The following is an 11838-nucleotide window of genomic DNA, read 5'->3' on the forward strand; positions in this document are numbered from 1 at the left end:
TTATCAAGAACGCTCATGTACCACTTGCCAGTCGTTGGATCACGTCCGCGTATTCGCGTTCCAGCCGTTTCGGCGACACCTTCTCGCGCGTGCCCAGTTCCTGGGCGAACTGCGAGATGCGAAACTCCTCGATGCGGTAGCGAAACGCGAGCACGTCCGGGTGGTCCGGCGCCCGCGCGATCAGCTCCTGGGCCTGCTGCCACAGCGGCTCGACCGCCACACGACGGGCGCGGTCCTTGTCCGGCGCCTGGGTCAGGCGTTCCAGGCGCTTGTCGATTGCCTGCAGGTAGCGCGGCAGCTCGGGCAGCACGTCATGCGGGGTGCGCAGCAGGAAATCGGCCGGGACCAGGGCCTCGAGCTGCCCGCGGATGTCGCGTGCGGCCTCGATCCAGGAAAGCGGCAGATCCCCCTGCAGCCGGGTGCGCAGGTCGTGCCAGTGGCGCAGGATCTCGGCGGTCAGGCGCGAGAGCTCCATCACCGTCGGCGAGAACTCGGGCAGGCTGGCCTCCAGGCGCTCTCGAAAGGCCTCGGCATCGCGCGGCCACAGCTCCGTCAGGAACACGCGGTCGGCCGCGGCCTCCAGGACCTGGTTGCGCAGAGCCTCGCAGCTGCCGAGTGTCGAGTAGTTCAGGCAGGCGCGTTCGATCTCCGGGAGCTGGCGGCGCAGGTCACGCGCGGTCTTGCGCGCACCCAGCAGGAACAGCCGGCGCAGCCCCGCGCGGTGGGCGCGCGTGGCCCGCGCCGGGTCCGGTTCCAGCTCCAGCGAGACGGCGTCACCGCGATCGACCAGGATCGGGAAGGCGCGCAGCTGCGCCCCCTGGTGGTCGAACTCCACACTCTCCGGCAGCGCGCCGAAGTCCCATTCGGTGATCCCCTCGCGGGTGATCTCGTCCGGGCGGCTGGCGTCGAAGTGGGCCTCGGCGCTGTCGCCCAGCCGGCGCTTCAGCGCGGCCAGGTCGCGGCCGCTGGCCTGCTCGTGGCCTTCCGGGTCGAGAATGCGGAAGCGCATCACCAGGTGCGGCTCCAGGTTTTCCGGGCGCCAGGCATCCAGCGGGATCTCGGTGCCGGTCATCGCGCGCAGGGCCTCGGCCAGCGCCGGGATCAGCGGGGCCTGGCGGTGCTCGATGCGCGCGAGCGCGGCCTGCGCGAAGTCCGGCGCGGGCACGAACTGGCGGCGCAGGCCCTTAGGCAGGCTGCGCAAGAGGCCGGTCACGCGCTCCTCCAGCAGCCCCGGCACCAGCCAGTCGCCCAGCCAGTCGGGCACCGCGTTCAGTGCCGCGATCGGGATGGTTACGGTGACGCCGTCGTCCGGCTGGCCCGGTTCGAAGCGGTAGGCCAGTGGCAGGCGCAGGCCCTCGAGCTCCAGGTGGTCGGGGTAGGCCCCCTGCGGGAGTGCGGTGTCCGGCTCGTTCAGCAGCTCCGCACGGTCGATCCGTAGGGCGTCGGGGTCCCGCTTCTCGGTCTTGCGCGCCCAGGTCTCGAAGCTGGTGCCGTCGGTGATCTCCGCCGGCAGGCGGGTGTCATAGAAGTCGAACAGGCGATCCTCTTCCACCAGCAGGTCGCGCCGGCGTCCGCGCGCCTCCTGCTCGGCGATCTCGGCCACCGCCTCGCGGTTGGCCTGCACCCCCTTCGAGCGGGTGCGCAGCTCGCCGCCGACCAGGCCCTCGCGAATCAGGATACGCCGCGCCTCGGCCGGATCGTGTCTTGCGAAGTCCACCGGCTTTTTCGGGGCGACGACCAGGCCGTACAGGGTGATGCGGTCGAAGGCCCCGACGCGCCCGCTGCGGCGCTGAAAGTGCGGCTCGAAGATGTGGTGCTTGAGCAGATGTGGGGCCGCGCCCAGGATCCAGTCGGGCTCGATACGGGCATTGTCGCGGGCGTAGACGCGCGTGGTCTCGGCGATCTCCGCACTCATCACCCAGGCTGGTTTCTTCTTCGCCAGGACCGACCCGGGATGGATCTGGAAGCGGCGGTTGCGTGCGCCTAGATAGTCGCCGCGCTCGGTCTTCTGTCCGATCTGGCTGACCAGTCCGGTCAGCAGCGCGCAGTGCACGGGCTCGGCGTCGGCGGGCTGGTGGTTCGGCTTCAGGTCCATCTCGCGGGCCTGGCGCAGGAGCTGCACGCGCAGCTCCTGCCACTCGCGCATGCGCAGGAGGTTCAGGAAGTGCTCGCGACACCAGCGTTTCAGCGCATTCGAGCCAAGGTCCTCGCGTGCGGTGTGCCAGGCCTCCCACAGCCTCAGCATGCCCATGAAGTCGGAGCCCTCGACCTGAAACTCGCGATGGGCCTGGTCCGCGGCCTGCGTGGCCTCGGCCGGGCGCTCGCGCGGGTCCTGCAGCGACAGGAAGGCGGCGATGGTCGCGGTCTCGGTCACGCAGCCGTGATCGGCCCCGGCCAGCAGCATCGCGCCGTGGCGCGGGTCGATGGGCATGCGCGCCAGCTGGCGGCCGCGCGGGGTGATGCGCCCGCGCGCATCCACCGCGCCCAGCTCCTCCAGCAGGCGGTAGCCGTCCTTGACCAGGCGCGGGTCGGGCGGGTCCACGAACGGGAACTGGCGCGGCTGGCCGAGCTTCAGCGCGGCCATCTGCAGGATCACCGAGGCGAGGTTGGAGCGCTGGATCTCCGGGTCGGTGAACGGGGGGCGCAGGTTGTAGTCGTCCTCCGCGAACAGCCGGATGCAGATGCCGGGGCCGAGCCGTCCGCAGCGCCCGGCGCGCTGGTCGCAGGCGGCCTGCGAGATCGGCTCCAGGCTCAGGCGCTGCACCCGCGAGCGCCAGGAGTAGCGCGAGACGCGGGCCAGCCCCGAGTCGATCACGAAGCGGATGCCGGGGACCGTCAGTGCGGTCTCGGCGACGTTGGTGGCCAGCACGATGCGCCGCCCGGCGTGGGACTGAAAGACCCGCGACTGCTCGCGGGCGGATAGGCGCGCGTACAGCGCCAGGACCTCGGTGTCCGCGCGCACCTGGCCGCGCAGGGCCTTGTGGGCGTCGCGGATCTCGCGCTCGCCGGGCAGGAACACCAGGATGTCGCCGGGGCCGGCACGCTCGCATTCGGCGACCGCGTCGCGGATGCCGTCGAACAGGTCGCGTTCGCCGCGTCCGGTGTTCTCGTCCTCGCCAGTCTCTTCCGGCTCGATCGGGCGGTAGCGCAGCTCCACCGGATAGGTGCGTCCGGCCACGGTCAGGATCGGGGCGTCGTCGAAGAACGCGGACAGCCGCTCCGGGTCCAGCGTCGCGGAGGTGATGATGATGCGCAGCTCCGGGCGCTTCTTCGACAGGCGCTTGAGCACGCCCATCAGGAAATCGATGTTCAGGCTGCGTTCGTGCGCCTCGTCGACGATCAGGGTGTCGTAGGCGCGCAGTTCCGGGTCATGCGCCAGCTCCGCCAGCAGCATGCCGTCGGTCATCAACTTGACCCAGTTGTTCGGCCCGGTTTGGTCGGAGAAGCGTACCTTGAAGCCGACGGTGGAAGTCTTGTCGCCCCCGAGCGTGGTGCCCAGCTCCTCGGCGATGCGGCTGGCGACCGAGCGGGCCGCGATACGGCGCGGCTGGGTGTGGCCGATCAGCCCGGCCTCGCCGCGCCCGGCCTCCAGGCACAGCTTGGGCAGCTGGGTGGTCTTGCCGGAGCCGGTCTCGCCGCACAGCACCAGCACCGGGTGTTCGCGGATCGCGGCGACAATCCGTTCGCGCTCGGCATGGATCGGCAGGTCGCCGGCATAGACGGGCTGCGGGCGCAGGCGTTCGCGTTCGGCGGCGCCCTGTTCGGCGTGTGCAAGGCGTTCGGTCAGGGTGGAGACGAGCCGGTCGCAGGGCTGGCCGCGCTTGTGCCGCTGGCGGGCCCGGCGCAGCAGTTCGCCCAGTTCGCGGCGTTCGCTGCCCTGCGGCAGGGCCTCTACGGTCCTCGCCAGCGCGTCCAGGTCCGGGCCGGCCGCGGCCATCAACCGTCCCGATGACGCAGGCGCAGGGCCTCGATGTTCTCCGAGCGCAGGCGGTCCAGGGCGCGGTTGACGTCGTCCTCCTGGGTGAAGGGGCCGACAAAGACGCGGTGCCAGGTATCGCCCTCGATCTCGACCTCGTGCACCTGCGGGCTCAGGCCCAGCAGAGAGATGCGGGCCTTCATCTCGTCGGCCTGTTCGAACCGCCGGAACGAGCCGATCTGCAGGATCACAGGATCGCCCTCGGCCGGGGAGGCCGGGGGCGGGACCACCTGATCCTGCGGGACTTCGCGTTCGCCCCGGGGGACGCGAACTTCGTCTTCGGGCAGCAGCTCGTAGTAGCGAAACCGCGGCTCGTCATCGGTGGGCAGGCGCTCCGGCTCCGCTGCCGGTGCGCGCTCGACCGGGGGCTCCGGTTCGCCGAACAGGGCACCGATGTCGGGTGAACGATCGGCCCCCTGGAGATAGAGCACGGCGGCGATCCCGAGCCCGATCAGCAGGCCGGCGAACATCCAGACCCAGCCCGGGATCGGTCGCGAGGCGCGGGCGGGGGTCGTCTTGCGGCGCTTGCGGCGGGCCTGGGCCATGGGCTACATCCGTTCGGGGGCGGTGACGCCGAGCAGGCGCAGCCCATTGTGCAGCACCTGCTTGATGCCGGTCAGCAGCGCCAGGCGCGCGCCGATGACGTTGGCGTCCTCTGCATTCAGGAACGGCACGGCGTTGTAGTAGGTGTGGAAGCCGGCGGCCAGCTCGCGCAGGTACTGGGCGATCTGGTGCGGCTCGCAGGTCTCGGCGGCTGCCGCGATCACCTCGGGGAAGCGGTCGAGCCGATCCAGCAGGTCGTCTTCCTGCGGCTCGGTCAGGCGTGCGGACAGCCCGGCGTCGTCCAGCGCGCTGGCGGTATGGCCGCGCTCGGCGGCGGTACGCAGCACGCTGGCGATGCGCGCGTGGGCGTACTGGATGTAATACATCGGGTTGTCGTTGGACTGCGACTTGGCCAGGTCCAGGTCGAAGTCCAGGTGCTGGTCGCAGCGCCGCTGTACATAGAAGAAGCGCGCGGCATCCGACCCGACCTCGTCGCGCAGCTCGCGCAGGGTGACGAACTGCCCGGCGCGGGTGGACATCGGCAGGCGTTCGCCCCCGCGGTAGAGGATCGCGAACTGTACCAGCAGCACGTCCAGGCGATCGGCCTCCAGGCCCAGGGCCTGCAGGGCGGCACGCACGCGCGGGACGTAGCCATGGTGGTCGGCGCCCCAGATGTTGATCACGCGCTCGAAGCCGCGCTGGAACTTCTCGCGGTGGTAGGCGATGTCGGAGGCGAAGTAGGTGTAGTCGCCGTTCTCGCGGCGCACCACGCGGTCCTTGTCGTCGCCGTAGTCGGAGGAGCGGAACCACAGGGCCCCGTCCTTTTCATAGAGCGCACCATGCGCCTCGAGGTCCTGCACCGCGGCATCGATTGCACCGGAGTCGGCCAGGCTGCGTTCGGAGAACCAGCACTGGTATTCGACCCCGAACTCGCGCAGGTCGTCGCGGATGTCTTCAAGGATCGCGTTCAGGCCGCAGTCGAACACCGTGCGGTACAGCTCCACGCCCAGCAGTTCGCGGGCGCGGGCGATCACCGCGTCGATATAGACCTCCTTGTCGCCACCGGCCGGCTCGTCCGGCGGCAGGTCGCGGGTCACGGACTCGGTCGGGTGCACGGCCTGGTCGCCGATCTGTGCGGTCAGGGCCTCGGCGACCGGATAGATGTAGTCGCCCTGGTAGCCGTTGGCCGGGAACGGGACCTGTACGCCGTGCTGTTCCAGGTAGCGCAGCCAGACGCTGGCGGCGAGGATGTTCATCTGTCGCCCGGCGTCGTTCACGTAGTATTCGCGGGTGACGTCGAAGCCGCAGAAGTCCAGCAGGTCGGCGACGGTGGCGCCGAAGGCCGCGCCGCGGCCGTGGCCGACATGCAGCGGGCCGGTGGGGTTGGCGGAGACGAACTCCACCTGCACCGGGCGGCCGTTGCCTACGCTCGAGCGGCCAAAGTCGGCAGCCTGGGTGGCAATGCGGCCCAGCACCTGGGTGCGGGCATCCGCGGCCAGGCGGAAGTTGATGAAGCCGGGGCCGGCGATCTCGGTACCGGCCAGGCCGTGCACCTCGGGCATCGCGGCGCACAGGGCCTCGGCCAGGTCGCGGGGCTTGGTCTTCGCCGGGCGCGCGAGCTGCATCGCCAGGTTGCTGGCAAAGTCGCCGTGTTCGCGGTCGCGGGCACGCGTCACCTGCACCTCGACACCGTGATCGGCGGGTATGCGGCCATCGGCCACCAGGGTCTCCAGGGCGGCCGCGAGGGCCTGGGTAAGGGCGTCTTTCAAGGGAACCGGGTCCGTCGTCTCAAAAGGCCCGCATTCTAACCAGAATCCGGTGCCAGTGCCCGCTGGATGCGGGTTTCAGGCGAGCGAGACCGGGTCCACGTCGATCGCGATGCGAACCCCGCGCGGCAGATCCTCGGTCTGCCAGGAATGCCGCGCCTGCGCGAGCGTCCGGTGCAGGGCCTGACGCTCGGCTGCGCGCAGCAGGATCTGCTCGCGGAAACGCCGGTTCACGCGGTGGCGCGGGGCGGGCGCCGGACCCAGCACGCGCAGGTCCCCGTGCCGCGTCGCGAGCAGGTGTCCCGCGATGGTCTCCGCGTGGCGATGCGCCGCCGCGGCCTCGGCGGCCTCGACGCGGACCAGGGCCAGGTGCCCGTACGGCGGCAGCCCGGCCGCCTCGCGTTCGGCCAGCAGCGGCTCCAGCATCGCCGGGTAGTTACCGGCATCCAGCCTCCGCATCAGGGGGTGATCGGGGTGGCCGGTCTGCAGCAGTACCCGCCCGCCCCCGTCGCCCCGGCCCGCGCGACCGGCGGCCTGCACGATCAGTTGCAGGGTGTGCTCGGTGGCACGCAGGTCCACGCTGAACAGCCCCTGATCGACGTCGACCACGCCGACCAGTCCGACGCGCGGGAAATCGTGCCCCTTGGCCAGCATCTGGGTGCCGACGACGATTGCGGCATCCAGCTGCCGGATGCGATCCAGTGCGGCCTCCAGGGCCCCCTTGTGACGCACGCTGTCGCGGTCGAGACGGATGATTGGTGTCTGCGGGAAGTGCCGAGCCAGCGCCTGTTCCAGGCGCTGGGTGCCCAGCCCGCGGTGGGCCAGGGTCTCGCCGCATTCCGGGCAGTGTTCGGCGCGGGGCTCCTGGTGCCCGCACAGGTGGCAGATCGCGCGGCGATCATGGGCATGCACGGTCAGGTGGGCATCGCAGTCCGGGCAGTCGGCGACCCAGCCGCAGGCCTCGCAGGTCAGCACCCGGGCAAAGCCGCGCCGGTTGAGCAGGACAAAGCACTGCTGGCCCTCGGCCAGGGTTTGCTGCATCGCATCCAGCAGTGGAGCGGTCAGGCCCTCGTCCGGGCTGTGCACGCGGGTGTCGATCGTCTCCACGCCAGGTGGCTGCGTGCCATCCGGGCGGGTGCGCAGATGTACATGGGTGTAGCGGCCCTGGCGCGCGGCGTGCAGGGTCTCCAGGGTGGGCGTCGCCGAGCCCAGCACGACCGGGGTGCGTTCCAGTTGCCCCCGCTTGACTGCCAGATCCCGCGCGCTGTAGCGAAAACCGTCCTGCTGCTTGAACGCGCTGTCGTGTTCCTCGTCGACGATGATCAGGCCCGGCTCGGGTAGCGGGACGAACAGGGCTGAACGGGTCCCGACGACGATGCGGCGCTCCCCGAGACGGGCGGCCTCCCAGGCGCGCAGGCGCTCGCCCTCGGCCAGGCCGGAGTGCAGCAGTGCGACCTGTCCCGGAAAGCGCTGCTGGATGCGCCCTGCAAGTTGCGGCGTCAGCGCGATTTCCGGGATCAGGAACAGGACCTGACGGCCACACGCGACCGCATCGGCGGCCATGCGCAGATAGACCTCGGTCTTGCCGCTGCCAGTGACGCCCTCCAGCAGCATCGGGCGGGGATCGTCCGGCGACACCGCCGCGATGGCCGTCTCCTGCTCGGGGGTCAGGGTGTAGCCGATGCCGGTGGGGGGCGCTGGGGCGCGTGGATTGGCACGCGTCTGTTCCAGCCAGCCGCGTGCCTCCAGCTGTCGCAGGTCCTTGGCGGTGATCTGCAGGGCGGCCGTGGTGGACAGCGTCGTCCGGTCCAGCGCGGCCCCGAGCGCGGGCAGGGCACGAAGGATGGCGAGCTGGCGGCGGCCCCGTACCTGCCCTTCCGCCAGCGCTGTGTGGCCAGCCGGGGTGAGCCGCCAGAGGGGTTCAGGGGTCAGGGTGGGTAGAAGGTGGCCCCGCCGCAGGCCGGGTGGCAGCGCGCCGAGGAGGGCCTCGCCCAGCGGGTGGTGATAGTAGCGGGCACCAAAGCGCAGGAGTTCCAGAACCGTCGGCGTTAGGATCGGCCCCGGATCGGGGGAGGGCAGTGCCTCGCGCAGCTTGTTCTCGGGCACGTCGCTTTGGTTCGCGAGTGCGACGACGATGCCGATCGCCTCGCCACGCCCGAAGGGTACACGGACCCGTTGCCCGGGTCTCAGATCGGTGTCGTCGGGGATCCGGTAGTCGAACAGGCGGTCCAGCGGTCGGTCGAGTACGACCTGGGCAATTCCGTTCTCGGGCATGCGACTAGTCTACGCCAGTCCGCAGGGGCGCAAGAGTGTGACCGTTATCCACAAAACCTGTGGATAACTCTGTGGAGGAAATGGGGTGAAACGCGCTAAACGCCTGTTGCTGCTTGGTTCGTATCAGAATGGCCAAAAAGCGACCAAAGTGTTTTTGTGTATTTAGATCAACAGCTTGTGAGGTATTGGTGATATCGGTTGGCTGTTGTGTCACCTAACTGCCATCGTTTGTATCCGCCTGTGGGTATCCTGTACAGGTCGTGTACAGGTGTTGGTCCGGTATTGATCTGCCGGAGGGCTGCGCACAAAAAAGCCCGGCCGCCGAAAACGGGGGCCGGGCTCGCAAGCGAGGGCCGGGCGCCAGGCCCGGTCCGGGCCTAGCCGAGGGCCTTGACCGAGGCCACCAGTTCGGCGGCCACCTTCTGGCCGTCGCCGTACAGCATCTGGTTGTTGTCGGCATAGAACAGGTGGTTCTCGATGCCCGAGAACCCCGCGCCCTTGCCGCGCTTCACGCAGATGACGTTCTGGGCCTGGTCGGCGTTCAGGATCGGCATGCCGTAGATCGGCGACTCCGGATTGGTCCGAGCCACCGGGTTCACGACGTCGTTCGCGCCGATCACCATTGCGACATCCGCGGTCTTGAACTCCTCGTTGATCTCGTCAAGATCGAAGATGATGTCGTAGGGCACGCCGGCCTCGGCCAGCAACACGTTCATGTGCCCGGGCATACGGCCCGCGACTGGGTGGATCGCGAACTTCACGTCCACACCACGCTTCTGCAGCAGCTGGGTGAACTCCCAGATCTTGTGCTGCGCCTGCGCGACGGCCATGCCGTAGCCCGGCACGATAATGACCTTCTCGGCGTAGGCCATCATGATCCCGGCATCGTTGGCCTGGATCTCCTTCATCGTGCCTTCGATCTCTTCCTCGGCACCCCCGGAGGAGCCGCCGAACTGGCTGAACAGGATGTTCTTGATCGGGCGGTTCATCGCCTTGGCCATCAGCTGCGTGAGCAGCGTACCGGCCGCACCGACCACGATACCGGCGATCATCAGGGCCGGGTTGTCGAGGACGATCCCCTTAAGGCCGACCGCGAGGCCGGTCAGCGCGTTGTACAGCGAGATGACCACCGGCATGTCGGCGCCGCCGATCGGGAGGGTCATCAGTATGCCGAAGGCCAGCGACAGCACGAAGAACAGCAGCAGAGTGAACGAGCCGATCTCGCCGCCACTGGTGGCCATCATGAAGCCCAGCAGCACGGTGATCGCGAAGATCGCGATGTTCACGACCTGCTGGCCGCCGAAGGTGAAGGTCTTCTTCATCAGGCCTTCAAGCTTGGCGTAGGCCACCAGCGAGCCGGAGAACGCCACCGAGCCGATCAGCGAGCCGGTCACGGCGATCGCCAGACCGGTATTGGTGACGGTTTCCGGGGTGGCCTGCAGCAGGTAGATCGCACCGATACCGGCCGCGGCGCCGCCGCCCATGCCGTTGTACAGCGCGATCATCTGCGGCATGTCGGTCATCGCGACCTTCTTGCCGCTCCACCAGGCCAGCGCACCACCAATGGCGATACCCAGGATGATCAGGGTGTAGTTCACGCCGCCGGAGATCTCCGGGTGCACGAAGGTCACGAGCGTGGCGATCACCATGCCCACGCCGGCCCAGATGATCCCCGGACGCGCGGTGGTCGGGGAGGACATCTGCTTGAGGCCGACGATGAACAGCACCGCCGCCGCGAAGTAGGCGAGGTTGATGATCAGACTCATGCCTTATCTCCCTTCTTGTCGTCCTTCTTGCTGGTCGTGAACATCTCCAGCATGCGTTCGGTGACGACATAGCCACCCACGGCGTTGCCCGCGGCCAGGATTACGGCGACAAAGCCGATGGCCTGTTCCAGCGGCGTCTGGGCATGGCCCAGCGCGACCATGGTCCCGACCAGCACGATGCCGTGGACAAAGTTGGAACCGGACATCAGCGGGGTGTGCAGGATGACCGGCACCTTGGAGATGATCTCGTAGCCGGTGAAGGCCGCGAGCATGAAGATGTACAGCGCGATAAAGCCTTCGATGATCATGATTGCGCTCCCTTCAGGGCCTCACGGGTGGCCTCGTGCACGATTTCGCCGTCGCGGGTCAGCACGCTCTTGGCGATGACCTCGTCTTCCCAGTCCGGCTTGAATTCGCCGCCCTCGGCGATCATCGGCGTGAGGAAATTGAGCAGGTTCTTGGCATACATCTCGGAGGCGTGCAGCGGGACCTGCGAAGGCACGTTCAGCGGCGCGTGAATGACCACGCCCTTGTGCTTGCTGGTCTTGCCCGGCTTGGACAGCTCGCAGTTGCCGCCGCCCTCGGCTGCGAGATCCACGATCACCGCGCCTGGCTTCATGCCCTCGACCATGTCCTTCGGGATCAGCTTCGGGGACTCGCGGCCCGGGATCGCGGCGGTGGTGATCAGCACGTCCGCCTTGGCGATGTATTCACCCAGGGCGTCCTGCTGCTGCTTCTTCTCTTCCGCGGTCAGTTCGCGGGCATAGCCGCCTTCGCCCTCGGCGGAGACGCCCAGATCCAGGAACTTCGCGCCCAGCGATTCGACCTGCTCCTTGGTCGCGGAGCGTACGTCGTAGGCCTCGACCATCGCGCCCAGGCGTTTGGCCGTGGCGATCGCCTGCAGCCCGGCCACGCCGGCGCCGATCACGATAACCTTGGCCGGGCGGATGGTGCCGGCCGCGGTGGTCAGCATCGGGAAGAAGCGGCAGGACAGATCCGAGCCCATGATCGCACCTTTGTAGCCGACCACGGCCGCCTGCGAGGACAGCACGTCCATGCTCTGCGCGCGCGAGATGCGCGGGATCAGTTCCATCGCGAAGCTCAGGATCTTGCGTTCCTGCATCGCCTTGACCACGTCCGGGTTGCGGTGGGCGTGGAACAGGCTGACGACGGTCGAGCCCTCCGGCAGCTGATTGACCTCTTCCACCGTCGGCGGCGCCACGCGGACCATCAGGTCCGACTGGCCGTAGGCCGCTTCGGTGTCGACTACGGTAGCCGACTCGTAAGAGTCATCCGGGAAATGGGCGTTGGTGCCAGCCCCTTTCTCCAGTTGCACGGTGACGCCCAACTGGGCGAACTTGGCCGCCACCGTCGGATCCAGGGCCACGCGGCGCTCGCCGCTGGCACTCTCCTTGGGAACGGATAATTTGATTGCCATGCGCTCTCTCCCCGGGCCAAGCGTTCCCGCAATCCCTCCGGGACGTTCGGCCGCGCTCGCGGGTGGTAATAAGGA

General features: G+C 68.8%; 7 protein-coding genes. All 7 read right to left on the minus strand.

Annotated elements, in window-relative coordinates; all coding sequences use genetic code 11:
* Positions 1-13: 13 nt before the first annotated feature.
* Entirely contained in the window at positions 14-3937 is a 3924-nt protein-coding gene (hrpA, locus tag C936_RS0103440) for an ATP-dependent RNA helicase HrpA (protein ID WP_018175187.1), read from the minus strand.
* Positions 3937-4521 carry an SPOR domain-containing protein gene (locus C936_RS0103445; protein ID WP_018175188.1) on the minus strand — a complete coding sequence of 195 codons (585 nt, stop codon included), beginning with the start codon at positions 4519-4521 and terminating at the stop codon, positions 3937-3939. Before C936_RS0103445 ends, hrpA begins: the two co-directional genes overlap by 1 nt.
* A 3-nt stretch (positions 4522-4524) precedes the next feature.
* A complete protein-coding gene (gene argS, locus C936_RS0103450) occupies positions 4525-6288 on the minus strand; it encodes an arginine--tRNA ligase (RefSeq protein WP_018175189.1) in 1764 nt (587 codons plus the stop codon).
* Positions 6289-6363: 75 nt separating this feature from the next.
* On the minus strand, positions 6364-8559 hold the full coding sequence (locus C936_RS0103455) for a primosomal protein N' (protein WP_018175190.1): 2196 nt from the start codon (positions 8557-8559) through the stop codon (positions 6364-6366).
* A 377-nt stretch (positions 8560-8936) separates the two neighbouring features.
* Complete coding sequence (locus C936_RS0103460; RefSeq protein ID WP_018139014.1) at positions 8937-10325, minus strand: NAD(P)(+) transhydrogenase (Re/Si-specific) subunit beta; 1389 nt, start codon at positions 10323-10325, stop codon at positions 8937-8939.
* Positions 10322-10633, minus strand: a complete 312-nt coding sequence (locus C936_RS0103465) for an NAD(P) transhydrogenase subunit alpha (RefSeq protein ID WP_012981664.1) — start codon at positions 10631-10633, stop codon at positions 10322-10324. The genes C936_RS0103460 and C936_RS0103465 overlap by 4 nt, the downstream gene beginning before the upstream one ends.
* Positions 10630-11763: an NAD(P) transhydrogenase subunit alpha gene (locus tag C936_RS0103470; protein ID WP_018649190.1), complete on the minus strand. Its 1134-nt coding sequence runs from the start codon at positions 11761-11763 to the stop codon at positions 10630-10632. Before C936_RS0103470 ends, C936_RS0103465 begins: the two co-directional genes overlap by 4 nt.
* Between the last annotated feature and the right edge of the window lie 75 nt (positions 11764-11838).

Source organism: Thioalkalivibrio sp. ALJ4, from assembly GCF_000377225.1.
In the GTDB taxonomy this organism is placed as follows: Bacteria; Pseudomonadota; Gammaproteobacteria; order Ectothiorhodospirales; family Ectothiorhodospiraceae; genus Thioalkalivibrio.

Excerpts from the sequence above, each read along its gene's own strand:
- C936_RS0103465 (WP_012981664.1), bottom strand. The coding sequence starts at position 10,633 with ATGATCATCGAAGGCTTTATCGCGCTGTACATCTTCATGCTCGCGGCC.
- C936_RS0103445 (WP_018175188.1), bottom strand. The coding sequence starts at position 4,521 with ATGGCCCAGGCCCGCCGCAAGCGCCGCAAGACGACCCCCGCCCGCGCC.
- C936_RS0103460 (WP_018139014.1), bottom strand. The coding sequence starts at position 10,325 with ATGAGTCTGATCATCAACCTCGCCTACTTCGCGGCGGCGGTGCTGTTC.
- C936_RS0103470 (WP_018649190.1), bottom strand. The coding sequence starts at position 11,763 with ATGGCAATCAAATTATCCGTTCCCAAGGAGAGTGCCAGCGGCGAGCGC.
- hrpA (WP_018175187.1), bottom strand. The coding sequence starts at position 3,937 with ATGGCCGCGGCCGGCCCGGACCTGGACGCGCTGGCGAGGACCGTAGAG.
- C936_RS0103455 (WP_018175190.1), bottom strand. The coding sequence starts at position 8,559 with ATGCCCGAGAACGGAATTGCCCAGGTCGTACTCGACCGACCGCTGGAC.